Below are 24,778 nucleotides of genomic sequence, written 5' to 3'. Positions count from 1 at the left end.
CACGATGAAGCCTTTTTTAAAATATTGCGGAGCGGTCTCACTAGAAGATGTAGAATGCATTGCGCAATCTCAAGCAGATGCGATCGGGTTTATTTTTGCTCCAAGTAAAAGACAAGTCGATCCAGAACAAGTGAAACAATGGCTTACCGAGTCGCAGTGCGAGAAAGAGATTACTGGTGTATTTGTAAATGAAAAAATCCAAAAAGTGTGTGACATCACAAAGCATATTCCTTTAGATATCGTGCAGCTGCATGGAGATGAAACACGAGAGGATGCAAAAGAAATAAAACAACAAACAGGAGCGATTGTGTGGAAAGTCTTTCACCACGAGCCCGATGTAAAAGAAACACTCGATAAAATGACGGCATTTGCGCCGTTTGTCGATGGTTTCCTCATTGATGCGAAAGTAAAAGGAATGAGAGGTGGTTCTGGCACAGCTTTTACATGGGAAGCGGTACCTGTATACATTCAGCAGGCAAAACGACTGGAGAAAACATGCATCATTGCAGGCGGAATAACACCAGAAACGCTGCCAGAGCTGCTTGCCTATGGCCCAAAAGCGATCGATCTTTCAAGCGGCATAGAAGAAAACGGCAAGAAAAGCAGTGCTAAGATCAAAGCGCTCGAAGAAAGGATGTTAAACGATGTACGCATATCCAAATGAGATTGGCAGATATGGAGAATTCGGAGGGAAATTTGTTCCTGAGACGCTCATGCAGCCACTCAAAGAAATCGAACAAGCATTTAAAGAATTAAAAGAAGACCCTGCTTTTGAGCAAGAATATCTTTCCCTTTTGCAAAACTATTCAGGCAGACCGACTGCGCTGACATATGCTGATCAATTATCAGCATACCTCGGCGGCGCAAAAATCTATTTAAAAAGAGAAGATTTAAACCATACAGGCGCTCATAAAATTAACAATGCACTTGGGCAGGCTCTGCTTGCGAAAAAAATGGGGAAATCAAACATCATCGCGGAAACAGGCGCAGGACAGCACGGAGTAGCAGCTGCAACGGTGGCCGCAAAGTTTGGATTATCCTGCACGGTATTTATGGGGAAAGAGGATGTGGAAAGACAATCACTCAATGTATTCCGAATGAAGCTCCTTGGCGCTGAGGTCATACCTGTCACAAGCGGGAACGGCACATTAAAAGATGCAACCAACGAAGCGATTCGTTACTGGGTCCAGCACTGCAGTGATCATTTCTATATGATCGGCTCAGTTGTAGGACCTCACCCGTATCCCCAAATCGTCAGTGAGTTCCAGCGGATGATTGGTGATGAAGCAAAAGAGCAGATAATTAAAAAAGAAGGCAGGCTCCCACATAAAGTCATTGCTTGTGTCGGCGGCGGAAGTAATGCCATTGGAATGTACCGAGCGTTTTTAGATGGAGAGATTGATATTATTGGTGTAGAAGCCGCTGGAAAAGGAATCGATACGCCGCTTCATGCAGCAACCATTACGAAGGGGACAAAAGGGGTCATTCATGGATCTTTGACATATTTAATCCAAGACGAATTTGGCCAGATTATTGAGCCCTATTCCATTTCAGCTGGTTTAGATTATCCTGGGATCGGGCCAGAGCACGCATATTTACATGCGAGCGGCCGGGTTCAATATGTGAGTGCTACAGATCAAGAAGCACTGGATGCGCTAAAGCTGCTGACAGAAAAGGAAGGAATCCTGCCAGCGATTGAATCAGCACACGCTTTAGCCAAGGCGTTTGAGATGAGCAGGACGATGAATGAAGATGAAATCGTCCTTGTCTGCCTGTCAGGAAGAGGAGATAAGGATGTGCATACATTAATGAATGTGTTTGAAAGTGAGGGCAAAACCAAATGATCACATTTCAATTAGAGAAAGGCGAGAAATTATTCATCCCATTTATCACGGCAGGAGATCCGTCAGAAGAAGTCACGATTGATTTAGCTGTGTCCCTTCAAGCAGCCGGTGCACATGCGATTGAACTAGGTGTCCCTTATTCCGACCCGCTAGCGGACGGTCCTGTCATTCAAAGAGCCTCCAAAAGAGCTCTAAATCATGGCATGAATATCGTAAAAGCGATAGAATTAGCAGGGAAGATGAAAAAAAATGGTGTAAAAATTCCTGTAATTCTATTTACGTATTATAATCCTGTGTTACAATTAGACACAGAATACTTTTTCGCTTTACTGCGCAAAAATCATATTTCGGGACTCTTAACACCCGACTTGCCGTTTGAAGAGAGCAGTGAGCTGCAAAAGAACTGTCAAACTTATGACATTTCATATATTTCGCTCGTTGCACCAACCAGCAAGGAACGATTAGTAAACATTGTAGAGCAGGCAGAAGGTTTTGTGTATTGTGTTTCATCTCTTGGTGTAACAGGTGTCAGACAAACCTTTGACGAATCGATTACTGATTTTATTCAACAAGTGAAACAGCTGAGTCACATACCGGTTGCGGTCGGTTTTGGCATCTCAACAAGAGAGCAGGTAGACTCAATGAATAAACTGAGTGACGGTGTCGTTGTAGGCAGTGCACTTGTGAAAAAAATTGAAGAACTTCAAGATCAATTGTTAGCAAGTGATACACGTCAAGAAGCTTTAAGAGAATTTGAAACCTATGCAAAAACATTTAGTCCCCTCTATTCATTCAAATGAGGTGAAACTTTTGCAAATCAAAGATCAATTAAAACAACTAAAACCGTATCAACCTGGGAAACCAATTGAAGAGGTCAAAAAAGAATATCAATTAGACAAGATTGTGAAATTGGCTTCAAATGAAAACCCTTTTGGATGTTCCTTACATGCAAGAGAGGCGATACAAGCTGAGCTCGAACATTTAGCGATCTATCCAGATGGATACAGCGCAAGTTTAAGAACGGAGCTTGCTGAGTTTCTTCAAGTAAATGAAAAACAATTAATATTCGGGAATGGCTCAGATGAACTTGTGCAAATTATTGCTAGGGCATTCCTTGACCAACATACAAATACCGTCATCCCAGCTCCATCTTTTCCGCAATACCGTCACAATGCCGTCATTGAGCAGGCAGAGATTCGAGAGGTGCCGCTTTTAGACGGAGGAGCTCACGATCTGAAGGGCATGCTGGATGCGATTGATGAGAACACGAAGGTCGTCTGGGTATGCAACCCGAATAACCCGACGGGAAATCATTTGTCAGAATCTGAGCTTGTGGCGTTTTTAGACCAAGTACCAGCTCATGTGCTTGTTGTACTAGATGAAGCATATGTCGAATACGTTCGTGCGGAAGACTTTCCGAACAGCTTATCTTTATTACACTCCTATCAAAATGTCATCGTACTCCGAACGTTTTCAAAAGCGTATGGACTGGCTGCACTTCGAGTAGGCTATGGCATTGCGTCGGAAGAGTTGATTACTGCGATTGAACCAGCGAGAGAGCCGTTTAATACGAGTCGTATCGCTCAGGCAGCTGCACGTGCAGCGATAAAAGATCAGGATTTCATTCAATCTTGCAGACAGAAAAATGAAGCAGGTCTCAAGCAATATCAAGAATTTGCTGACCGTTTTGGACTTTTTATTTATCCGTCTCAAACAAACTTCGTGCTGATTGATTTTAAGAGAGATGCAGATGAATTATTCAATGCATTATTGAAAAAAGGCTACATTGTTCGTTCTGGTAAAGCACTTGGTTTTCCGACTTCTTTACGTATTACGGTCGGAACAATGGAGCAAAATGCAGAAATTCTAAGTACACTTGCCGATTTAATGCAAGGCATTCGTGCGTAGCATAACCATAAAGTCATATCCTAAGGCAGGATATGGCTTTCATTGTACCAACCTCATATACATATAAGCTGTTGAAATGGCTTTTTTAATTTTCGTGAAAAAACAGGTGATGAACATGAATGATGCAAACGAAACAATATTAATCGCTGGACTTGGCTTAATTGGAGGTTCCATCGCACTGTCGATTAAAAAAGAGTATCCCCATAAAAAAATTGTAGGATACGATGTGTCCAAAGAACAAATGGTTGCGGCAACAAAGTTGGGTATCATTGATTTAGCAGCTGATTCATTTGCGGCAGGTTTGGATGAATCTGCGACTATTATATTGGCAACACCAGTTCAGCAAACAGTCAAGATGCTTCGTGAGATTGCAAACTCTGGAATTGAGAGAGAGCTCACAATTACCGATGTTGGCAGCACAAAGCAAAAGGTCGTCCATTTTGCTGAAAAAACGCTTCCTAAGCACTACCAATTTATTGGTGGACATCCGATGGCAGGCTCTCATAAGTCAGGAGTCATTGCAGCGAAAGACTTTTTATTTGAAAATGCATTCTACATTTTAACGCCGGCAAAGGAAACAAATCGCCAGGCTGTTGATCGTTTGAAGGACTTGTTAAAGGGGACAAATGCTCATTTCATTGAGATGACTCCAGAAGAACATGATGGTGTAACAAGTGTGATTAGTCATTTCCCTCATATTGTTGCAGCCAGCCTTGTGCATCAAGCACATCATTTTGAAGAACAATTCCCACTTGTCAAACGGTTTGCTGCTGGAGGCTTTCGTGACATTACACGTATTGCTTCAAGCAATCCTGCAATGTGGCGAGATATCCTTCTGCACAACAAAAACAAGATTTTAGACCGGTTCCATGAATGGAAAAAAGAGATCGACCGCATTGAGACCTTTGTACAGCAAGAAGACGCTGAAGGCTTGTTCTCTTATTTTCAAGAGGCAAAGGAATATCGCGATGGACTTCCTCTTAGGAAAAAAGGTGCCATTCCTGCTTTTTATGACCTTTATGTGGATGTTCCAGATCACCCTGGGGTCATTTCGGAGATTACAGGGCATTTAGCAAATGAAAACATCAGTATTACGAATATCCGTATTATTGAAACGCGAGAAGACATTAATGGGATTTTGCGCATTAGTTTTCAAACAGATGACGACCGTAAGCGTGCAGAGATCTGTATAAAAAATAGAGCGAATTACGATACATTTTATGCTGACTGAGGTGACAAACATGAAAATTCATAAAAATGCTCCTATGAATGGAGTCATTCATATTCCAGGGGATAAATCCATTTCTCATAGATCAGTGATGTTTGGTGCAATTGCTGATGGGACTACAGTGGTGAAAAACTTTCTTCCTGGAGCCGATTGTTTAAGTACGATTGATTGCTTTAGAAAGATGGGCGTTGAAATTGAACAAAAAGGGACAGATGTTGTGATCCACGGTAAGGGACTGAAAGAGCTCAAGGAGCCGTCTGACGTCCTCGATGTTGGGAATTCTGGTACAACCATTCGATTAATGATGGGAATATTAGCTGGTTGTGAGTTTCACAGTACACTGATCGGTGATGAGAGTATTGCTAAAAGACCAATGCAACGAGTAACAGGTCCACTTAAACAACTGGGAGCGAAAATAGATGGCAGAGCAAACGGCGAGTATACGCCACTGTCTATTCGTGGCGGTCATTTAAAAGGTATCTCATATGAATCTCCGGTGGCAAGTGCCCAAATTAAGTCCGCTGTCCTTTTAGCGGGGCTTCAAGCAGAGGGAACAACAACATTAACTGAACCGCATAAATCAAGAGATCATACAGAAAGAATGCTCTCTATGTTTGGTGTAAAACTAGACGAAGATGAACAAAGTGTTTCCATTGAAGGCGGTCAAACATTAAAAGCAACAGATATATTTGTTCCTGGAGACATCTCTTCAGCTGCATTTTTCCTTGTTGCTGGATCTATTGTTCCTAACAGCCGGATTGTGTTAAAAAATGTCGGGCTAAACAAAACAAGAACGGGTATTATCGATGTACTGAAACAAATGGGTGCGAATCTTGAGATCAAAGAAGTAGATGCAAAAGACGGAGAACCGTATGGTGATTTAACGATTTCAACCTCTTCATTAAAAGGAATTGAAATTTCTGGTGACATGATTTCAAGACTCATCGACGAAATCCCGATTATAGCGCTTCTAGCGACACAAGCAGAAGGAACAACGATTATTAAAGATGCTGCTGAGTTAAAAGTAAAAGAGACCAATCGAATTGATACCGTCGTGTCAGAACTTAAAAAACTCGGTGCTGAAATTGAAGCAACTGATGATGGTATGAAGATTCATGGTAAAACCACACTTAAAGGCGGCGCTATCGTGTCAAGCTACGGAGATCACCGAATCGGTATGATGCTGGGGGTTGCTGCTTGCATCACAAAGCAAGCTGTTGAGATTGAAGATACAGATGCTGTTCGTGTATCATACCCGAATTTCTTTGAACACATTGAATACTTAACCAAAACAGTCTGAGGATGTCCTCAGGCTTTTTCTTTCCTTATGCATATTTGTAAGAAATATAGCATAGCTTGTCTCAAGATGAAACCTGGAAAAAAATCATTTTATCCGATAAAAAAATGAATTTCAGGTGCTTGCAGTTTACAAAACTTCCGTTTCGTAAAGGATGAAATGAAAAACAGTCTTTAAAACAAAAAAATGGGTTCATTTTAAAAGAGCAACATATTTGCTGGATGAGTACCTGTCGATTATGATATGAAGTAACAATAGTTTAGGTTTTTGGAAACAGAAAGGAACGGTTTGATTTGAATAGTTCATTACAAGAAGCCATAAAATTAGTTGAGGCGGGTGAGACTGAAAAAGGACTCCAAACACTTGCTCAGGCAGAAAATCATTTGCATGATGAAGAAAAGGCGCAGGCAGCTCAGTTATATTATGATTGGGGAGATATCGATAAAGCGCGGAATCTCATCAGTGATTTACATGATTTATATCCAGAGGAAACAGGGTTAACATGTTTTTATGCAGAGCTACTGATTGACTCTGATGAAGAAGAAAAGGCGATTTCGGTATTAGAGACGATTCCTGAAGATGATGATGCGTATCCAGAGAGTTTATTGTTAATGGCAGATTTGTATCAAATGCAAGGACTATTTGAAGTCAGTGAACAAAAGCTCTTAAAAGCGAAAGAACTGCTTCCAGATGAAGCCATCATTGATTTTGCGTTAGGTGAATTGTATTTTTCACAAGGTCTTTCAAAGAAAGCCGCCGACTATTTCTACAAAGTCGCAGATCAACAACATGAGGTTGGCGGCGTCAATGTTTACCAGAGACTCGCTGAATCACTCAGCACCGCTGGAGAATTTGAAGATGCGCTTGAATGGTACGAAAAGGCAGTAAAAGATCAAACAGACCCGAATACACTTTTTGGCTACGGATTTACAGCGATGAGGGCCGGCAGAACGAAAACAGCCATTCAGCAGCTTTCAGAACTAAAAGATATTGATCCGTCTTATTCGTCTCTTTATATGCCTTTAGCGAAAAGTTATGAGGAAGAAGGACTATATCAGGAGGCTTTAGAGGTAGTAAAAGAGGGTATTAAAATTGATGAGTATAACAAAGAATTATATTTATATGGTGCAAAGATTGACTTGAAAAATGGGGATTCAGAAGATGCGAAAAAGCTGCTTCAAGAAGCACTTGCTCTTGATCCGGGATATATTGAAGCGGTTCAAACATTGCTCGCGATCTATTTAAATGAAGAGCTTTTTGATGAAATCCTGGATGTCATTAAAGAGGTTAAAAGCTTTGGGGAAGATGATCCAAAATGGAATTGGTATGCTGCATCTGCTTCTGTTGGACGAGAGGAATACAAAGAAGCAGCCGATTACTTCAAGCTGGCTCTGCCTGATTTTGATGAGGAGCGTGACTTTTTATATGAATACGCTTCGTTCCTTTTAGAAGAAGGCAGACAAAAAGAAGCATTGCCGCTATTACGCAAAGTTCTTCAGAAAGATGGCACGAATGAAGAAATCGAAGAAACGATTTTAAGAATTGAAGACGAAATTTCCTTATAGTTTGCAGGAATGAAGAACTGGTTTGTTGAATAATTCATGTATAGCAATTTAATTTACGATAGAGGAGGGAATAACATGCAGACCCCTGTTTCTGTCAATGAAAAGAAGGAATTCATCCGGTGGTTTTTAAACCATTATCAGCTAAAACGAAGAGAGTGTGTTTGGATATTAAATTATTTAATGAGTCACGACTCTTTGATGGAAAAGGTTCATTTTGTAGAGCAAGCAGAATTTTGCCCAAGGGGAATCATTATGTCAACACACTGTGTGGATGAAGTTCCCTTTAGATTTTATAAAGAAAACATCATGACGACAGATGCTGAAAAGTCATTTCATGATATTCGTTTGAATAAACAGCAAGATTTGTTTATTCAATTGAATTTCCGTTCTGCTTATCGTTCGCCGGAATATGCAGCTGTGCTTGAAACAAATCCTCATATTCCAAAGGATCTTTATGAGAACGAAAAAGATAAGGATCTTGCGGAGAAAGTGCTTGAACACTCGATCGCAACGTTCCAAAAAGAACGGCTTATGAAAGAGATAGATGAGGCACTTGACCGTCATGATCAAGAAACATTTAATAAGTTAGCAAAAGAATTAAGCCTATTGTCATAAACTGAACGAATAAGCCTTGCCCTATACAGGCAGGGCTTATGTCATGAAAGAGGGGAAATTGATGAAGTTTCAAGCGGAGGATGCGGATCGCTTTTTGCAATCTAAAGATTACATTGATACCGCTATCATTCCAATAGTTGGAATAGATGCGAATCAAATCAAACAAACTGTATCTTTAGGTGAGTTTACCATTCTTGTAGCAGAGGAACTTGAAAGGCAGCTGAAAGGGCGGGTCTTTCTTTTTCCACCACATACATATGTAGAGATCAATGATCGAAAACTAGAAGACATCTTTACGATGAAGCAGTCGCTAGAAGATCATTTTCAGCATGTCGTGTTGATCTCATCTGATCATCAATGGAAAGAGCATGCGGCGGTTAGTGAAGCGCTATTTTTGTTAAAGCCGGTTCCGCTCGAGCATTTAAAGGTAGAATTAAAGCAAAAAATCGTTCAAGACAGTGTAGAACAAATTTTGAACTTTTTGTTACAAAAGTGGAACCCTTCATAAAAACCCTTACATTTGCATTGTACATAGCTTTTTAGGCTGTTGACCTTGTGAATAGATTGATATATTATGAGGGTGTCCTAGTTTTATGAAATTTTTTCTAATTCAGTTATAAAGTAGCTGACGACCTGAGGGGGGGAGAAAAAAATGAGCGAGAAGAGACATGGAGTGTCCAGGCGTCAATTTTTGAATTACACGTTGACCGGCGTGGGGGGATTTATGGCCGCTGGAATGCTCATGCCTATGGTTCGCTTTGCGCTTGACCCTGTGCTAAAAGGAACAGAGGATCAGGATATGGTTCAAGTTGTCAGTGTAGATGAACTGACGAAGGAACCGAAGCGCTTTGACTTTAAAATTGATCAAGTAGATGCATGGTATGAGTCAAAGGAATCTAGGTCAGCATGGGTGTACAAAGAAGGGGATGAAATTGTCGCTTTATCGCCAATCTGTAAACATTTAGGATGTACAGTGAACTGGAACAGTGATCCGAAAAATCCAAACAAATTTTTCTGCCCATGCCACTATGGGCTGTACGACAAGGATGGTACAAACGTACCCGGAACTCCACCGCTTGCACCGCTTGACCATTATAAGCAGCAAGTGAAGGACGGATACCTCTATCTTGGAAAAGCTGTGCCGAAAGGGGAAGGGTAACGATGCTTAACAAGATTTATGATTGGGTAGATGAGCGGCTAGACATTACACCAATATGGAGAGATATTGCGGATCATGAGGTGCCAGAGCATGTCAATCCAGCACATCATTTCTCCGCTTTTGTGTACTGTTTTGGCGGTTTAACGTTTTTTGTGACAGTCATTCAAGTCCTTTCGGGCATGTTTTTAACGATGTATTATGTGCCGGATATTAAAAATGCCTGGGAATCTGTCTATTATTTGCAAAATGAAGTGGCATTTGGTCAGATTGTCAGAGGGATGCACCACTGGGGTGCGAGTCTAGTCATTGTCATGATGTTTTTACATACGCTAAGGGTCTTTTTCCAAGGGGCGTATAAAAAGCCTAGAGAGCTGAACTGGATTGTTGGTGTGCTCATTTTCTTTGTGATGCTTGGACTTGGTTTTACAGGATATCTCTTGCCATGGGATATGAAGGCGCTATTTGCGACGAAGGTTGGTCTTCAAATTGCAGAAGCCACACCATTCATTGGAAAAGAGATCAAAACGCTGCTTGCAGGTCATCCTGACATTGTAGGGGCACAAACGCTGACGAGATTTTTCGCTATCCATGTCTTTTTCTTGCCAGCGGCATTATTTGGGCTGATGGCTGCCCACTTTATTATGATTCGTAAGCAAGGAATTTCTGGACCGCTATAAAAAAAGTTGCGTTTGATGAATGTTCAATGAGGAGGGGATGACTTTGCATAGGGGAAAAGGGATGAAGTTTGTCGGAGACTCCAGAATTCCGGCAGAAAGAAAACCTAACATACCTAAAGACTATTCCGAATATCCGGGAAAAACAGAAGCCTTTTGGCCGAACTTTCTTTTAAAGGAATGGCTTGTAGGTGCCGTTTTTTTAATTGGATTTCTTGTCCTAACTGTTGTTCATGCACCTCCGCTTGAGCGGATGGCTGATCCAACAGATACCGGCTATATTCCGCTGCCAGACTGGTATTTCCTATTCTTGTACCAGTTATTAAAATATGAATTTGCTGCAGGAGGCTATACAGTAGTTGGCGCGATGATTATGCCTGGAATTGCGTTTGGTGCACTTTTGCTCGCACCATTTCTTGATTCTGGTCCTGAACGCAGACCGTATAGAAGACCGGTTGCAGTGGGGATGATGATCCTTGCAGTCGGCGCAGCAACATATTTAACGTGGGAGTCTGTTGCTACTCATGATTGGGAAGCAGCGGCGAAGCAAGGTGAAATTAAGAAAGAAGCAGAGATTGATACCTCAGCGGAAGAGTATAAAATTTATCAGGAGCAGACATGTATTTCCTGTCACGGGGATAACATGCAGGGCGGAGCAGCCGGACCGTCACTTGTTGACAACGGTCTTGCACCTGAGGAGATAGCTAAAATCGCTGTTGAAGGAAAAGGCAACATGCCTAAGGGTATCTTTAAAGGTAGCGATGAAGAACTTGAAAAGCTTTCTAAATATTTATCTGAAGTCAAATCTAAATAATTCAGTTGTTTAAATGCAAGTACAAGGATATACTCAAAAGAGAAAAAGCTGGCGCTGTCAGCTTTTTTCTGATTTTAACAGATCGTGAGTGAAGAGACGTATGAGATGGATTCAATATCTGCTAGCCACGCGCTACATGCTTGTGCTAGTCCTGATGATCAATTTCCTTGGCACTGTGTACGGCTACTATTGGTATATTCCTCAGCTTGTAGAGACGCCGGCTATCTTTTTAGCTTTTGTTCCAGACAGCCCAACGGCAAGCTTTTTCTTTTTATTTGTACTACTTGCGTTTTTGATGAAACGAAACGCTCCTTATTTTGAAGCACTTGCCCTTGTGACCTTGATTAAGTACGGGTTATGGGCTGTAGGAATGAATATCTTTGTGCTTTTATCTGTTGATGACTTTCCGTGGGAAGGATACATGCTGATTGGGTCTCACTTTGCGATGGCGGTTCAAGCTGTATTGTTTGCACCGTATTATCGTTTTAAAATGCGTCATTTGGTGGTAGCCGGCATATGGATTTTACATAACGATGTGATTGATTATGTATTTGGTATGATGCCGCGTTATTCTATGCTGTCTGCCTATTCAAACGAGATCGGCTATGTCACGTTTTGGTTAAGTATTGCCGTTCTTCTTGTTTCGTATTATCTCGTCCTATCGAAAAAATCGGTCAAGCTTGAACTCCCTTAACAATATTGGTCTAACCTTGTCCTTTTCTTCATACGCTGTATGGAGAAGGGCTAGGAGGGACTTGCATGAAACGAAAGCCAATCGCGATGATTCTATTATTTTTTCTCGTATTACAGCCATCTGTTGCCAAAGGCGAGGAAACAGCCGCTAACGTGCTGCAAGAATTAACGGAACTATCAGATTCAATCTTTCAATTAACGAGACAAGCTAAATATGATGAGGCGTTACAGGTCGCATTGTATGTTGAAAAGACATTTAAAGCTGAGAATTGGCGTGGTACTCTGACAAATACGCAGATTCGGCAAATTACACTTGGCTATCAAGATATTATAAAAGGGCTGCCGCAGGAAGAATTGAATGAGCGCGAAAAGCTTCGTTATGCCTCTCAGTTTAGAATGCTGCTTGATGCGATCCAGTCAGACTCTGAGCCTCTTTGGGGTTCGCTGGAGAAGCCCATTATGGGGTCTTTTCCTACTTTGAAAAAAGAAGTGAAGGATCCGGAGTCGACGACGTTTTATGAAACTTGGAATGAGCTGGTTTCTTTATACGATATGATATACCCTAGTTTAACCATTGATATTTCGCCTGAAAAGCTGCAAACGATTAAGCAGCATATGGAAGTGATTGAGCAAGGTGAATTTTTAAAAGCATCAAGTGGAACAAAGCTTGAGCGTCTCACGAAGCTCGAAGAGGATTTATCGAGTGTGTTTGCTCACGTCGATCAAGATGAAGCTGATCCATCGCTTTTATGGGTCATTTTAACAACAGGGAGTATCATTTTATTAACGTTAACGTATGTTGGGTTTCGGAAATACCGTGCTGAAAAAGAGAAGAAGCAAAAGCGTCAGGCTGATTATCCGAAATCATAAAAAAAAGAAGCACCATTTTTGGGCTTCTTTTTTTAATGCGGATTAAGCGGCTTTTTGTGTTCATCTAATGTGAAGCCTTCACCAAGCACATCATGCACGTCACTGACAGATACAAATGCATGAGGATCGACTGAGGTCACGACGCTTTTGAGATGGACAAGCTCGTTTTTCGGGACGACGCAATAAAGGACGTTGCGCTCCTGTTTTGTATAGGAACCAACCCCTTTTAAAATGGTCACACCGCGCTCCATTTCCTCTGTGATTTTCTTTTGAATGATGTCATCTTTTTCAGAGATAATCATGGCGCCTTTGGCTGCGTAAGCGCCTTCTTGCATGAAGTCAATGACCTTTGCGGCAACAAACACTGCGACGAGTGTATACATGGCTTCTTTGTAATTTAAATAAGTAAGAGAAATCGTAATGACACATGCGTCGAAGATGAACATTGTTCGTCCCATGGCCACCTGATAATGCTTGTTGATGAGTCTTGCGATGATGTCCACGCCGCCGGTTGTACCGCCGAACTTAAAGATGATCCCGAGGCCTGTTCCGATAAACACACCAGCAAAGAGCGCGGCTAGCGCCAAATCGTGCTGGAGAGGCATATGTATTTGAAAGCGCTGGAAGATGGCAAGAAAGACAGAAAGACTGACGGTTCCTACAATTGTATAAGTAAACATGGTTCTGCCGAGCATTTTCCAGCCGATAAAAAAGATCGGAATGTTTAAGACAAGGTTTGAAATGGATGGATCAATGTGGAATAGAAAATATAAAAGCAGTGTAATACCTGTAAATCCGCCTTCCGCCAAATTGTTCTGCATATTAAAATGAACAAGACCGAAAGAAAAAATCGCAGATCCTATTAAAATAAATACGATATTTTTAAGACGAATTTCTTTTAGCAAGAGACCACTCCTTTTTTTGCTTAGACAGCGATAATATTATATGGTATGGGAGAGAAACAAGCAAACTGAGTCTTAAACATTTGTCAAATATTTATGATTTCGCTAACATGTAAGAGATGGATAGGAGGATGAGCTTCATGACGAATGAAAAAACGCTGCGTCACGTGCAGCAAGAAGTAGATGATTACATAGGACAATTTAAAGAAGGCTATTTCAGCCCGCTTGCCATGATGGCCCGTCTGACAGAAGAATTAGGCGAGCTAGCAAGAGAGGTTAACCATTACTATGGAGAAAAGCCGAAAAAAACAACGGAAACAGAAAAAAGCATGGAAGAAGAAATTGGCGATGTTTTGTTTGTGTTAACATGCCTCGCTAATTCACTAGATATATCACTAGAGGAAGCACACGATCGTGTGATGCATAAATTCAATACAAGAGACAAAGACCGCTGGACAAAAAAAGAAGGGAAGTAGAGACGATGACGAACCAAACCATCAAAGTAGTAATCGCTGGAGCAAGAGGAAGAATGGGGATAGAGGCTGTGAAGCTGGCAGAAGAAACGAGCCATTTTGAGCTTGTGGCAGCCCTTGATCACGCGCACGAAGGAAAAAAATTATCTGATGTGATTCATACGACATCTGAGGCGCCAATTTATACAGATATTGATGTGTGTCTTTCAGAGACAGCACCTGATGTATTAATTGATTTGACGACACCAGAAATCGGGAAAGTACATACAAAAAAGGCACTTGAACATGGCGTCCGTCCAGTCGTAGGAACCACTGGATTTTCTGAAGCTGACCTGAAAGAGCTACAGCAATTAACAGAAGAAAAGGGCATAGGCTGTATTATTGCGCCAAACTTTGCTGTCGGTGCGGTCTTAATGATGAAGTTTGCCAAAATGGCAGCGAATTACTTCCCTGACGTTGAAATCATTGAGCTTCACCATGATAAAAAACTAGATGCTCCGAGCGGTACTGGGCTTAAAACAGCTGAAATGATTGCAGAAGTCAGAGAAAGCAAAAAGCAGGGGCATCCAGAAGAGAAAGAATTAATCGAAGGTGCACGAGGCGCAGATTATGACGGTATCCGTCTGCACAGCGTAAGACTTCCGGGTATGATTGCACATCAAGAAGTACTGTTTGGAATGGACGGACAGACGCTCACCATTCGCCATGATTCTTATAACCGTGCATCATTTATGTCAGGTGTGAAGCTTTCAGTTGAACAGGTCATGCACATTGATCAGCTTGTCTATGGTTTAGAAAATATTATCGACTAATAAGGAGTGGATTCCTGATGAACATTGCTTTAATCGCTCACGATAAGAAAAAAAGTGACATGATCCAATTTGCCATTGCGTACCGTGATATATTGGCAGATCATACACTTTACGCAACAGGGACAACAGGTTTGAGAGTGAAAGAAGCGACGGGGCTTCCCATTCATCGTTTCCAGTCAGGACCACTTGGAGGAGATCAGCAGATTGGTGCTTTAATTGCTGATAATGCAATGGATCTTGTGCTCTTTTTTAGAGACCCGCTTACCGCGCAGCCGCATGAACCGGATGTATCTGCACTCATTCGGCTTTGTGATGTGTATACCATTCCACTAGCCACCAATATGGGGACCGCTGAAATTTTAGTCAGGAATTTAAATAAAGGCACGTTTGATTTTCGAGATGTAGTAAAAAACGGAGGAACAAATGAAACGACTTGATATCCTTGCATTCGGTGCCCACAGCGATGATGTTGAGATCGGTATGGGCGGAACGATTGCAAAATACGTAAAAAAAGGGGCGCGTGTCGGGATTTGCGACTTGACCCAGGCCGAATTATCTTCGAATGGAACGGTAGAGAGCCGTAAAGAGGAAGCAAAAGCTGCTGCCGCCATTCTAGGTGTGTCAACGCGAATCCAGCTCACACTGCCAGACAGAGGACTTTATCTAAATGACGAAGCGATGAAGGACATTGCAGGCGTGATTCGAACATACAAGCCAAAACTGATTTTTGCTCCGCATCACCAAGATCGGCATCCAGATCATGGTCATGCGGGCTCACTTGTAGAAGAGGCTGCTTTTTCGGCAGGTATACATAAATTTGAAGATTCATACAAGCAGCCAGCGCATAAAATAAGTCAGATGTATTATTACATGATTAACGGTCATCATCGCCCAGATTTTGTGATTGATATTTCTGAGGAAATGCACCAAAAGATTGATAGCTTGCATGCGTATAAAAGCCAATTTGTTAAATCGGCGAATTCAGTTGAGACACCTCTTGTGAACGGTTATATTGATTTTGTCAAAATGAGAGAGTCTATGTATGGAAGGGAAGTCAATAAAGCTTATGCAGAAGGGTTTATCACAAAGAAACCACTTTTGATAGATGACGACTTACTTGGGGGGTAATTATGAAAAAACTGAAGGTCGGAATCACTTGTTATCCAAGTGTCGGCGGCTCGGGCATTATTGCTACGGAACTTGGAAAACGTTTAGCTGAAAAAGGGCACGATGTTCATTTCATTACCTCAAGTATTCCGTTTAGGCTCAATAAAGTGTATCCGAATATTTATTTTCATGAGGTGGATGTCAATCAATATGCTGTTTTTCAATATCCGCCTTATGACCTTGCATTAGCAAGTAAATTGGCAGAAGTCGCAAAACGAGAGAAGCTTGATATTATTCACGCGCATTATGCGGTTCCGCACGCCGTCTGTGCGTTCTTAGCGAAGCAGATGACGGGACACTCTGTGAAAGTCGTCACGACGCTTCACGGGACGGATATTACGGTATTAGGCTATGATCCATCACTAAAGGAAGTCATTCGATTTGCGATCGAATCATCAGACCGGGTAACGGCGGTGTCGCATTCATTAGCTGCGCAGACGTATGACCTTATCAAACCAAATAAAAAGATCGAGACGATCCATAATTTTGTCGATGAACGGGTGTATTTGCGCGAAGATCACGAAGTGCTAAAGACACATTATGGTCTTTTACCGGACGATAAGGTCGTCATCCATGTATCAAATTTTCGAAAGGTCAAACGGGTGCATGATGTCGTTCATGTGTTTAAAAAGATCTCAGAACAGGTGCAGGCAAAGCTGCTGCTCATCGGTGATGGTCCTGAAAAATCGGTCGTATGCGAACTTGTGAAAAAACTGGGGCTGACAGACCGCGTGTTATTTTTAGGAAAGCAAGAGAAAGTAGAAGAGCTGTATTCCATCAGTGATTTGAAGCTGCTTCTTTCTGAGAAAGAGAGCTTCGGACTTGTGCTTCTTGAGGCGATGGCATGCGGTGTCCCATGTATTGGGACTGATGTTGGCGGGATTCCAGAGGTCATTACACATGGAGAAACAGGTTTCCTTGTCCCGCTCGGCGATATAGACGCGGCAGTTAAACACGCAGTCTCTATACTCAAAGACAAAGCGCTTCATGAACAAGTGTCTGCGTCGGCCCAGTCTAGTGTTCAGGCCCATTTCTCTTCTGAAAAAATTGTGAGTGAATATGAAGAGCTTTACCTAGAATTGATCGAAGGTGATGATGAACATGAATGAACCATTCACACATGCGATCCCTATTTTACATACACTGCACGAACATGGGCATCAGGCTTACTTTGTCGGCGGAGCAGTGAGAGATGTCCTTTTAGGCAGGGAAATCGGCGATATCGATATAGCAACAGATGCAACGCCTGATACGGTCGAATCCTTATTTGAAAAAACAGTTGATGTTGGCAAAGAGCATGGCACTGTCATCGTGTTACATGATGGGATCAGCTATGAGGTGACGACGTTTCGAACTGAATCAGAATATGAAGATTTTCGCAGACCGAAAGAAGTGGCGTTTATCACATCATTGAAGGAAGATCTTTTAAGAAGAGATTTAACGATCAATGCAATGGCCATGGATATAAATGGGGAGATCATTGACCATGTAGGGGGCAAACAGGATATTGAGCGGAAACGAATTCAAACCGTAGGAGATCCTGCGTGCCGCTTTCAGGAAGACGCGCTTCGTATGATGAGAGCGGTCCGTTTTTTAAGCCAGCTTGGCTTTGAGCTCGCTGCAGAAACGGCTGAAGCGATGAAAAAAGATAAGCACCTGCTTGCCAACATATCAGTTGAACGCAAAAAGATTGAAATGGAGAAGCTTTTAAAAGGCCGTTATTGTGAGCGGGCGATTAAGGTGCTCATTTCTACCAAATTGTATGAAGAATTGCCGGGTCTCAAAAAGGATGGTCTGCAAGAATCCTTTCAATCATTTCCGTATTATTTACTGGATGGACTAGAAGAAGTATGGGGGGCTGTTATCCATTTGCTTGGCTTAGATGAAGCGGAGGCTGTGCTCTTCTTAAAAGAATGGAAGCTGTCAACAAAGCTTTTGAAAGACGCGGTGGCTATTAGCCAATACGTCGATTGTGACTGGGATGCGGAGAAGATGTTTGAGGCTGGTGAACACGTGCTCTTATCTAGTTTGAAGATCTCACAGCTAAAACACGAGCGCCGCATTTTCTTTGACGAGCTTGAGGCAGCGAAGCGTTCTTATGATGCCCTTCCGATTAAAACGCTTCAAGACCTCGCTGTTTCAGGAAAAGATTTAATGGCCTTTCGGCAAAAGACATCAGGAAAATGGATCGCAGAAGAGCTCGATTTGGTGAAAAAAGCCGTTCTGCAAAATCATTTGGAAAACCGAAAAAAAGCCATAGAGGAGTGGCTTACAGCATGCGATCAGCAATTAGAAAACGATTAATCGAACTATTTACAGCATCAAGTGAGGACTTTGTCTCAAGTCAGCAAATATGTGATGAGCTTGGCTGTTCTCGAACGGCTGTCTGGAAGCATATAGAGGGCCTCAGAAAAGAGGGCTATGAGGTAGAAGCCGTCAGAAGAAAGGGATATCGCCTGCTTCGTAAACCGGACAAAATTAGTGAGGATGAAATTCTGTTTGGTCTAGAAACAGAGAGCTTTGGAAGGCACATTTATTTTCAGAAAGAAGTCGCCTCCACACAGCTGATTGCCCATGATCTTGTAAATGAAGGTGCGCCCCACGGTACGCTCGTTGTCAGTGATCATCAGACAAACGGGAAAGGCCGCCTTCAAAGAACGTGGCATTCACCAAATGGGACAGGCATCTGGATGAGTCTCGTTCTACGGCCTGAAATTCCGCTGCACAAAGCGCCGCAGATGACGCTTTTAGCATCTGTAGCCATCGCAGAAGCCATTGCAGAGCAAACAGGACTCAGTCCATCCATTAAATGGCCAAACGATATTTTGTTAAACGGGAAAAAGGTCGTTGGCATTCTAACCGAATTAAAAGCAGAGGCGGACCAGGTTCATGCGGTGATAATTGGTCCAGGCATTAATGTGAACCAAACGGCTGATGACTTTCCGGATGAACTAAAGGATGTCGCCACAAGCCTGCGAATGGAACTGAATGAAAAAGTGGACCGTGCTGCGCTCATACAACAGATCATGTCCACCTTTGAAAAAAGGTATGACGATTATATGAAGCATGGATTTACACCGATTAAACAATTATGGGAATCGTATGCGATGACGATCGGTCAGCATATTGTTGCCCGCACCGTCAATGGGCAATACACTGGAAAAGCGCTCGGAATCAATGAAGAAGGTGTTTTATTGCTTGAAACGGAGGAAGGTATTCAAAAAATCTACTCCGCAGACATCGAGATAAAGTCAACTTAAGTGGAACACCCGGCACATTTTTGATATACTTCGTGTGGGCAGTATCTGAAAAAGAGCTGTACCTGTAGAAACAAAAATTTGATAAATTTCTGCCTTGATCCTAAGGGACTTGGACAGAGGGATGATTCGCCGCGCATGAGAAATCAAAACATGTGATGTGAGGCAAGCCATCTCCTCTCCAGAATGAGGAGGAACAAATGAAGACAAAGCTAGATTTTTTCAAAATGAAAGAACAAAACGAACCGATTGTGATGCTGACAGCATACGACTATCCATCTGCAAAGCAAGCAGAAAAAGCGGAAGTCGACATGATCTTAGTTGGTGATTCACTTGGGATGGTTGTACTTGGACTCGATTCGACAGTCCAAGTCACGATGGATGATATGATTCATCACACAAAAGCAGTGAAAAGAGGCGCAAAAGACACATTTATTGTGACGGATATGCCATTTATGTCTTACCATTATTCATTAGCAGAAACATTGAAAAACGCAGCACGCATCATGCAAGAAAGCGGAGCGGATGCCTTAAAGCTAGAAGGCGGAGATGGCGTATTTGAATCCATTCAAGCTCTCACAAGAGGCGGGATTCCTGTCGTCAGTCATTTAGGCCTCACCCCTCAGTCAGTTGGAGTACTTGGCGGATATAAAGTGCAAGGAAAAGACCACGAAAGTGCGCAGAAATTGATTGAAGACAGCTTAAAATGTGAGGAAGCTGGTGCGATTGCACTTGTGCTTGAATGCGTACCTGGTGAACTGACAAAACGAATTACCGACATGCTGAAAATTCCTGTCATCGGGATTGGTGCAGGAGCTGAGGCAGACGGACAAGTTCTCGTTTACCATGATGTGGTAGGATACGGGGTGTCTAGAACACCTAAGTTTGTGAAACAATACGCGCAAATTGATACTGTACTAGAAGAAGCGCTTATTCAATATACGAAAGAAGTAAAAGCACACACATTTCCAGAAGACAAGCATACATTTCATATCAAAGAAGAAGTCCTTGATGGTTTATATGGGGGTATGAAAAAATGAACGTTGTCACCCATATTCACGAGCTGAAGGAATTGATCAAGCAGCATCGAGAAAAACAGCATTCCATTGGCTTTGTCCCAACGATGGGCTTTCTTCATGAAGGACATCTGACGCTCGCGAAAGAAGCAAGGGATCAAAATGACATTGTGGTAATGAGTATTTTTGTCAATCCTTTGCAATTTGGACCGAACGAAGACTTTGAATCCTATCCAAGGGATATGGAAAGAGATCAGCGCCTTGCAGAAGAAGCAGGTGTGGATATTTTATTTACACCTGATGTGAAAGAAATGTATCCAAATGAGCCATCTATCACGATGACGGTTCAAAAGCGGACTGATGTCTTATGCGGGAAAAAACGTCCAGGACATTTCGACGGCGTTGTTACTGTGCTTACAAAGCTATTTCATCTTGTAGCACCAACAAATGTATACTTTGGTCTAAAGGATGCACAGCAAGTCGCTGTGATCGATGCGATGATCAAGGATTTCTTCTTTGATCTTCACCTTGTATCTGTGCCGACAGTTAGAGAAGAAAACGGTTTAGCGAAAAGTTCAAGAAATGTGTACTTATCTGAAAAAGAAAGACAAGAAGCACCTGCTTTGTACCGCGCATTGAAAAAAGGACAGTCAGCGGTTGAAAAAGGTGAACGTGACGTCAGTCGTATTTATCAGTTGGTAGAAGAGGAAATTCTTCAAACGAGCGGGGAAATCGATTATATTGAGATCTACTCCTATCCAGAGCTTGAGCCGCTTCAGCAGTTGGCAGGTCAGGTCATCATTGCGATTGCGGTGAAATTCTCACGGGCAAGACTGATTGATAATGTGATATTCCATGTTCCTGAAAGCGGTGAAAAACATGTATAGAACCTTTATGACCTCTAAACTTCATAAAGCGACGGTAACAGAAGCAAACTTACATTATGTAGGAAGTATCACCATTGACGAAGATTTACTTGATGCGGCAGGCATGATGGCAAATGAGAAAGTACAGATTGTCAATAATCACAATGGCGCGAGACTTGAAACATATATTATTCCTGGTGAAAGAAAGAGCGGTGTCATTTGTCTAAATGGCGCGGCAGCAAGATTGGTTCAGCCGGGGGATGAAGTGATTATTATCGCTTATGGGATGCTCTCAGAAGAAGAAGCAAAGACACATACACCAAAAGTGGTCGTATTAAATAAACAAAATCAAATTGAACAAATGATTGGGCAAGAGCCTGCGAGAACGATTTTATAACGCATGCTGCAAGGAAACAGAACAGTTTTAAGAAAAGAAGCTGTTCTGTTTCAGCTATTTTGCCCAGAGCGTGTTTCACTTCGAGTGAAACGAGGAATTGAGGTGTCCATTTTATGGCCGATCAAAGGTTTGTTGTCGTTGATATTGAAACCACCGGAAATTCACCCAAAAAGGGTGATAAAATCATTCAAATTGCTGCGGTGGTCATTGAAAATGGACAAATTGTCGAACGGTATTCAAAATATGTGAACCCGGGAAAAGCGATCCCTGGATTTATTGAACAGCTGACAGGTATTCAGCAGCACATGGTTAACGATGCAGTGTTTTTTGAGGACATTGCCCAAGAGGTGTATGAACTTATTCAAGGCGCTTATTTTGTTGCGCACAATGTTCATTTTGACTTGAATTTTTTAAATGATGAACTAAAAGCATGCGGGAAAAATGAGCTGGATGTGCTAGCGATTGATACAGTTGAGATTTCTAGAATTCTTTATCCAGAGCTTGAAGGTTATAAGCTCACTGAATTAAGTGAAGAGCTCATGCTTCCACATGACCACCCGCACCGGGCGGATAGTGATGCGGAAGTTACTGCCATGTTATTTTTAACCTTATTACATCAATTAACACATACACCGCCAAATGTGCTAAAGCAGCTGCGCAGATTATCCTCTTATCTCTTAAGCGATATAGGACTTTTAATACAGCAGCTTGAAACGAGTCGTGCTAGCCGTGAAGATTCTTTGGTAGAAGTGGGCTCTTTTGCTGTAAAAGATGTCACCAATCCTGAAACGGATACGACAGATTCAGTAGGGGAAGACGATAAACAGCTGTTTGAGGAGATCAAAAAGAAGCTTCCCCAAACAGTGGAAGGCTATGAAGTAAGAGAAGGCCAGCTCACGATGATGAATAAAGTGAGAGATGTGTTTCATGAAAGGGCCTATGCTTTAATTGAAGCGGCACCAGGTATTGGAAAAACGCTGGCATACCTCATACCAGCTGCACTAGAGGCAAAGAAATCAGGAAAACCTGTCATTATTAGTACATATTCCATTCTTTTGCAGCAGCAAATGCTTCAGCGCGATGTGCCGATTTTAAATCAATTGCTTCCGTTTGAGCCAGCTGCCTGTGTATTCAAAGGACGGGCGCATTATATTTGCTTAGATAAGTTTGAGCATGTGCTGCATGAGGAAGATGATAACTATGATGTGGTCTTAACGAAGGCGCAAATATTAATGTGGCTTCTTGTCACAGAAACGGGTGATTTATCTGAACTGAATTTACCGTCAGGAGCTGCCAATATAAAAGACCGTATTTCGTGTGTGCACATGCCGTTTACATCAAAAAAGCGCCGCTTTAAAGAATACTGCTTTTATGAACGTGCCAAAAAAAGGGCCAAAACAGCCAATTTAATTTTAACAAATCATCGCCTGCTCTTATCACAAACGGAAGCATCGTCTATCTTTCAGCATGCAGACGTATATGTGATTGACGAGGCTCATCAATTTGAGAAAACAGCCAATGAAACACTAGGAGATAGTGCGTCGTATATCCAGCTTCATGCGAAATTAACGCAGCTTGGCTCCTTACAGGGCGGTCTTTTAAACAAGCTGAAAAAGAGATTTCACGGTGCAGGTTTACAGACGGACACCTTTATCGAAATGGATGAGTATCTTCATCAGCTTCAAATGGAAAGTGACGCCTTCTTTAGTACCGTTCATTCTTTTGTCAAAAGGACAAAACCAAAAGCAGACATCAATCGTCTCATTCATAGAGTACGTCATCATTCGAAGCATGCGCAGTGGAAACGGATTAAAGAGACGGCAAGTAAGCTTTGTTCCTTGTTAATTGCTTGTGAAAAGTTGTATGAGCAGCAAAAAAGCGAGCTTCTTCAAAAAAGTGATCAGCTGACAGAACACTTTGCCTTTGAAGCAGAGGAATACGATCAAGTGATGTCGTTTATGCATACATTTTGCAGTACGCTGTACCGGTTTATTTTTGAACCGAAAAATGATGAAACGGTTTGGATTGAGATTGATGCAAAGGGTGCCAAAAATGCTGTCTTTATGCATGCACAGCCGCTAGATACTGGAGAGCTTTTAGCGGACCAATTTTTTATGAACAAAAAAAGTGTTGTTCTCACATCAGGAACACTCACAATCAATGGGCGCTTTGATTATTGCTTAGAACGATTTGGTCTGCAGGATTTTTATCCGCATCTTGTACAGATTGAGTCACCGTTTGAACTTGAAAAACAGCTCAAGGTGATTGTACCAGCTGATATGCCGCCGATTACGAACCGTGATGAGCGCGACTATGTAAAGCAAGCAGCACGGTACATTAAGGTGATGGAAAAGCAGCATCAAGCGAAGATATTGGTGTTGTTTAATTCACATGAGATGTTAAAAGCAGTGTATGAAGAGCTGAAAACAGAAGGGATGCAAGCCGCCCTTTTTGCTCAAGGTCTGACGGGCGGGAGCCCTGTTAAATTAACGAAAATGTTCAAATTAGCAAAACATGCGATTTTACTTGGTACGGGTAGTTTTTGGGAAGGTGTCGATTTTCCTGGATCAGAGCTGACAACAGTCATTATGGCACGTCTCCCGTTCAGGCCGCCTGATTCACCGCTCATTGAAGCAAAATGTGATGCCGCTAAAAAACAGGGGAAGAACCCGTTTAAAGCCGTTGCTCTCCCAGAAGCTGTGCTAACCTTTAAACAAGGTGCAGGACGCTTGCTGCGCTCTGAAAAAGACATAGGTACATTGCTCATTCTAGACCGCCGAGTGAAAACCGCTTCATATGGAAAGCTATTTTTAGAATCACTCCCTCATGCGCCAGTCCACGAGATGTCAAAAGAATCACTTGAGGCGTATATAGAGAAGCTCAACAACGAAAAGCCGCTGTCATAAGCGGCCTTTAGCTGGTGTGGGTTTGGAGTTAATTTATCGTAACGGCTTTTTGTGTTCCGTTGTAAAAATAGTATCGGTTCCCGCGCCGAAAAGTATGACTAACAATATTTACGTACCGAGGAGGAATTAGAAGTGGAAAGTAAAATAGAGGTACTTTCAACTGTTCAAATTAAGCATTCAGAGGACCTGTATAAAATTGTTGACTTATTGAACAGAACGCTTAAAAGAGAAGATCTCATGTTTGGATTAGCATTAGATCAAGAAGATCAAAATCAAGCGATATTTACGATATATCGCACATAGGGGAAGCTTGAC

Annotated in this window: 27 protein-coding genes; 26 read left to right on the top strand and 1 reads right to left on the bottom strand. The window is 42.1% G+C overall.

What is annotated here, in order from left to right; translation table 11 throughout:
* Positions 1-4 precede the first annotated feature (4 nt).
* From C6344_RS06045 to ypjB, 14 genes are all read left to right on the top strand, one after another.
* Entirely contained in the window at positions 5-664 is a 660-nt protein-coding gene (locus tag C6344_RS06045) for a phosphoribosylanthranilate isomerase (RefSeq protein ID WP_081311402.1), read from the top strand.
* A complete protein-coding gene (gene trpB / locus C6344_RS06040) occupies positions 645-1,844 on the top strand; it encodes a tryptophan synthase subunit beta (protein ID WP_106072826.1) in 1,200 nt (399 codons plus the stop codon). Before C6344_RS06045 ends, trpB begins: the two co-directional genes overlap by 20 nt.
* Complete coding sequence (trpA, locus tag C6344_RS06035) at positions 1,841-2,644, top strand: tryptophan synthase subunit alpha (protein WP_060596738.1); 804 nt, start codon at positions 1,841-1,843, stop codon at positions 2,642-2,644. Before trpB ends, trpA begins: the two co-directional genes overlap by 4 nt.
* 10 nt (positions 2,645-2,654) lie before the next feature.
* Positions 2,655-3,752, top strand: coding sequence for a histidinol-phosphate transaminase (hisC, locus tag C6344_RS06030; protein WP_034661979.1), 1,098 nt, complete (start codon positions 2,655-2,657; stop codon positions 3,750-3,752).
* A 115-nt stretch (positions 3,753-3,867) separates the two neighbouring features.
* The gene (locus C6344_RS06025) at positions 3,868-4,983 is read left to right on the top strand and encodes a prephenate dehydrogenase (RefSeq protein ID WP_060596839.1); all 1,116 of its coding nucleotides are present in this window, start codon (positions 3,868-3,870) and stop codon (positions 4,981-4,983) included.
* Between the two features lie 10 nt (positions 4,984-4,993).
* On the top strand, positions 4,994-6,280 hold the full coding sequence (gene aroA / locus C6344_RS06020; RefSeq protein ID WP_060596737.1) for a 3-phosphoshikimate 1-carboxyvinyltransferase: 1,287 nt from the start codon (positions 4,994-4,996) through the stop codon (positions 6,278-6,280).
* Between the two features lie 290 nt (positions 6,281-6,570).
* Positions 6,571-7,842: a tetratricopeptide repeat protein gene (locus C6344_RS06015; RefSeq protein WP_106036826.1), complete on the top strand. Its 1,272-nt coding sequence runs from the start codon at positions 6,571-6,573 to the stop codon at positions 7,840-7,842.
* A 75-nt stretch (positions 7,843-7,917) separates the two neighbouring features.
* Positions 7,918-8,457, top strand: coding sequence for a ReoY family proteolytic degradation factor (locus tag C6344_RS06010; RefSeq protein ID WP_008344562.1), 540 nt, complete (start codon positions 7,918-7,920; stop codon positions 8,455-8,457).
* A 61-nt stretch (positions 8,458-8,518) separates the two neighbouring features.
* A complete protein-coding gene (locus C6344_RS06005) occupies positions 8,519-8,965 on the top strand; it encodes a YpiF family protein (protein WP_034661055.1) in 447 nt (148 codons plus the stop codon).
* 144 nt (positions 8,966-9,109) lie between these two features.
* Entirely contained in the window at positions 9,110-9,616 is a 507-nt protein-coding gene (locus C6344_RS06000) for a ubiquinol-cytochrome c reductase iron-sulfur subunit (protein WP_007500911.1), read from the top strand.
* 2 nt (positions 9,617-9,618) lie between these two features.
* Positions 9,619-10,293: a menaquinol-cytochrome c reductase cytochrome b subunit gene (qcrB, locus tag C6344_RS05995; protein WP_003215804.1), complete on the top strand. Its 675-nt coding sequence runs from the start codon at positions 9,619-9,621 to the stop codon at positions 10,291-10,293.
* A 43-nt stretch (positions 10,294-10,336) separates the two neighbouring features.
* The gene (locus tag C6344_RS05990) at positions 10,337-11,104 is read left to right on the top strand and encodes a menaquinol-cytochrome c reductase cytochrome b/c subunit (protein ID WP_003215888.1); all 768 of its coding nucleotides are present in this window, start codon (positions 10,337-10,339) and stop codon (positions 11,102-11,104) included.
* Positions 11,105-11,204: 100 nt separating this feature from the next.
* Positions 11,205-11,798: a lipoprotein heptaprenylglyceryl N-acetyltransferase LhaT gene (gene lhaT, locus C6344_RS05985; protein ID WP_034661054.1), complete on the top strand. Its 594-nt coding sequence runs from the start codon at positions 11,205-11,207 to the stop codon at positions 11,796-11,798.
* 65 nt (positions 11,799-11,863) lie between these two features.
* On the top strand, positions 11,864-12,667 hold the full coding sequence (gene ypjB, locus C6344_RS05980) for a sporulation protein YpjB (RefSeq protein WP_066030732.1): 804 nt from the start codon (positions 11,864-11,866) through the stop codon (positions 12,665-12,667).
* Positions 12,668-12,699: 32 nt separating this feature from the next.
* On the opposite strand, the gene C6344_RS05975 is transcribed toward ypjB, so the two are convergent.
* The gene (locus C6344_RS05975) at positions 12,700-13,572 is read right to left on the bottom strand and encodes a YitT family protein (RefSeq protein ID WP_003215598.1); all 873 of its coding nucleotides are present in this window, start codon (positions 13,570-13,572) and stop codon (positions 12,700-12,702) included.
* A gap of 137 nt (positions 13,573-13,709) precedes the next feature.
* Between C6344_RS05975 and C6344_RS05970 the strand changes: the two genes are divergently transcribed.
* The 12 genes from C6344_RS05970 (at position 13,710) to C6344_RS05915 (ending at position 24,766) form a co-directional block, all read left to right on the top strand.
* Positions 13,710-14,045: a nucleotide pyrophosphohydrolase gene (locus C6344_RS05970; RefSeq protein WP_003215805.1), complete on the top strand. Its 336-nt coding sequence runs from the start codon at positions 13,710-13,712 to the stop codon at positions 14,043-14,045.
* A 5-nt stretch (positions 14,046-14,050) separates the two neighbouring features.
* A complete protein-coding gene (gene dapB, locus C6344_RS05965) occupies positions 14,051-14,854 on the top strand; it encodes a 4-hydroxy-tetrahydrodipicolinate reductase (RefSeq protein ID WP_058014826.1) in 804 nt (267 codons plus the stop codon).
* 17 nt (positions 14,855-14,871) lie between these two features.
* On the top strand, positions 14,872-15,291 hold the full coding sequence (gene mgsA / locus C6344_RS05960; RefSeq protein ID WP_060596732.1) for a methylglyoxal synthase: 420 nt from the start codon (positions 14,872-14,874) through the stop codon (positions 15,289-15,291).
* Positions 15,278-15,982 carry a bacillithiol biosynthesis deacetylase BshB1 gene (gene bshB1, locus C6344_RS05955; RefSeq protein ID WP_034661049.1) on the top strand — a complete coding sequence of 235 codons (705 nt, stop codon included), beginning with the start codon at positions 15,278-15,280 and terminating at the stop codon, positions 15,980-15,982. The genes mgsA and bshB1 overlap by 14 nt, the downstream gene beginning before the upstream one ends.
* A 2-nt stretch (positions 15,983-15,984) precedes the next feature.
* Positions 15,985-17,130 carry an N-acetyl-alpha-D-glucosaminyl L-malate synthase BshA gene (bshA, locus tag C6344_RS05950; RefSeq protein WP_106061647.1) on the top strand — a complete coding sequence of 382 codons (1,146 nt, stop codon included), beginning with the start codon at positions 15,985-15,987 and terminating at the stop codon, positions 17,128-17,130.
* Positions 17,123-18,325: a CCA tRNA nucleotidyltransferase gene (locus tag C6344_RS05945; RefSeq protein ID WP_106061646.1), complete on the top strand. Its 1,203-nt coding sequence runs from the start codon at positions 17,123-17,125 to the stop codon at positions 18,323-18,325. Before bshA ends, C6344_RS05945 begins: the two co-directional genes overlap by 8 nt.
* A complete protein-coding gene (locus C6344_RS05940; RefSeq protein ID WP_060596729.1) occupies positions 18,298-19,281 on the top strand; it encodes a biotin--[acetyl-CoA-carboxylase] ligase in 984 nt (327 codons plus the stop codon). Before C6344_RS05945 ends, C6344_RS05940 begins: the two co-directional genes overlap by 28 nt.
* 197 nt (positions 19,282-19,478) lie before the next feature.
* Complete coding sequence (gene panB / locus C6344_RS05935) at positions 19,479-20,318, top strand: 3-methyl-2-oxobutanoate hydroxymethyltransferase (RefSeq protein ID WP_060596728.1); 840 nt, start codon at positions 19,479-19,481, stop codon at positions 20,316-20,318.
* Positions 20,315-21,181: a pantoate--beta-alanine ligase gene (gene panC, locus C6344_RS05930; protein WP_060596727.1), complete on the top strand. Its 867-nt coding sequence runs from the start codon at positions 20,315-20,317 to the stop codon at positions 21,179-21,181. The genes panB and panC overlap by 4 nt, the downstream gene beginning before the upstream one ends.
* Positions 21,174-21,557: an aspartate 1-decarboxylase gene (gene panD / locus C6344_RS05925; protein ID WP_024422780.1), complete on the top strand. Its 384-nt coding sequence runs from the start codon at positions 21,174-21,176 to the stop codon at positions 21,555-21,557. The genes panC and panD overlap by 8 nt, the downstream gene beginning before the upstream one ends.
* A gap of 113 nt (positions 21,558-21,670) precedes the next feature.
* Positions 21,671-24,463, top strand: coding sequence for an ATP-dependent DNA helicase DinG (gene dinG, locus C6344_RS05920; protein WP_106072825.1), 2,793 nt, complete (start codon positions 21,671-21,673; stop codon positions 24,461-24,463).
* 132 nt (positions 24,464-24,595) lie between these two features.
* Positions 24,596-24,766: a YpmA family protein gene (locus tag C6344_RS05915; RefSeq protein ID WP_008344594.1), complete on the top strand. Its 171-nt coding sequence runs from the start codon at positions 24,596-24,598 to the stop codon at positions 24,764-24,766.
* Positions 24,767-24,778: the final 12 nt, after the last annotated feature.

It is taken from the genome of Bacillus sp. GBSW19, assembly GCF_002998655.1.
Lineage (GTDB): Bacteria > Bacillota > Bacilli > Bacillales > Bacillaceae > Bacillus.
The sequence above is the reverse complement of the archived record's forward strand: the minus strand, read 5'-3'. Positions and strand labels throughout refer to the sequence as shown.

Coding starts and splice junctions, on each gene's coding strand:
- C6344_RS06010 (WP_008344562.1), top strand. CDS start 7,918: ATGCAGACCCCTGTTTCTGTCAATGAAAAGAAGGAATTCATCCGGTGG.
- panB (WP_060596728.1), top strand. CDS start 19,479: ATGAAGACAAAGCTAGATTTTTTCAAAATGAAAGAACAAAACGAACCG.
- dapB (WP_058014826.1), top strand. CDS start 14,051: ATGACGAACCAAACCATCAAAGTAGTAATCGCTGGAGCAAGAGGAAGA.
- bshA (WP_106061647.1), top strand. CDS start 15,985: ATGAAAAAACTGAAGGTCGGAATCACTTGTTATCCAAGTGTCGGCGGC.
- dinG (WP_106072825.1), top strand. CDS start 21,671: ATGGCCGATCAAAGGTTTGTTGTCGTTGATATTGAAACCACCGGAAAT.
- C6344_RS05970 (WP_003215805.1), top strand. CDS start 13,710: ATGACGAATGAAAAAACGCTGCGTCACGTGCAGCAAGAAGTAGATGAT.
- qcrB (WP_003215804.1), top strand. CDS start 9,619: ATGCTTAACAAGATTTATGATTGGGTAGATGAGCGGCTAGACATTACA.
- panD (WP_024422780.1), top strand. CDS start 21,174: ATGTATAGAACCTTTATGACCTCTAAACTTCATAAAGCGACGGTAACA.
- bshB1 (WP_034661049.1), top strand. CDS start 15,278: ATGAAACGACTTGATATCCTTGCATTCGGTGCCCACAGCGATGATGTT.
- panC (WP_060596727.1), top strand. CDS start 20,315: ATGAACGTTGTCACCCATATTCACGAGCTGAAGGAATTGATCAAGCAG.
- C6344_RS06000 (WP_007500911.1), top strand. CDS start 9,110: ATGAGCGAGAAGAGACATGGAGTGTCCAGGCGTCAATTTTTGAATTAC.
- C6344_RS05940 (WP_060596729.1), top strand. CDS start 18,298: ATGCGATCAGCAATTAGAAAACGATTAATCGAACTATTTACAGCATCA.
- aroA (WP_060596737.1), top strand. CDS start 4,994: ATGAAAATTCATAAAAATGCTCCTATGAATGGAGTCATTCATATTCCA.
- mgsA (WP_060596732.1), top strand. CDS start 14,872: ATGAACATTGCTTTAATCGCTCACGATAAGAAAAAAAGTGACATGATC.
- C6344_RS06025 (WP_060596839.1), top strand. CDS start 3,868: ATGAATGATGCAAACGAAACAATATTAATCGCTGGACTTGGCTTAATT.
- trpA (WP_060596738.1), top strand. CDS start 1,841: ATGATCACATTTCAATTAGAGAAAGGCGAGAAATTATTCATCCCATTT.
- trpB (WP_106072826.1), top strand. CDS start 645: ATGTACGCATATCCAAATGAGATTGGCAGATATGGAGAATTCGGAGGG.
- C6344_RS06045 (WP_081311402.1), top strand. CDS start 5: ATGAAGCCTTTTTTAAAATATTGCGGAGCGGTCTCACTAGAAGATGTA.
- C6344_RS05945 (WP_106061646.1), top strand. CDS start 17,123: ATGAATGAACCATTCACACATGCGATCCCTATTTTACATACACTGCAC.
- ypjB (WP_066030732.1), top strand. CDS start 11,864: ATGAAACGAAAGCCAATCGCGATGATTCTATTATTTTTTCTCGTATTA.
- lhaT (WP_034661054.1), top strand. CDS start 11,205: ATGAGATGGATTCAATATCTGCTAGCCACGCGCTACATGCTTGTGCTA.
- C6344_RS06005 (WP_034661055.1), top strand. CDS start 8,519: ATGAAGTTTCAAGCGGAGGATGCGGATCGCTTTTTGCAATCTAAAGAT.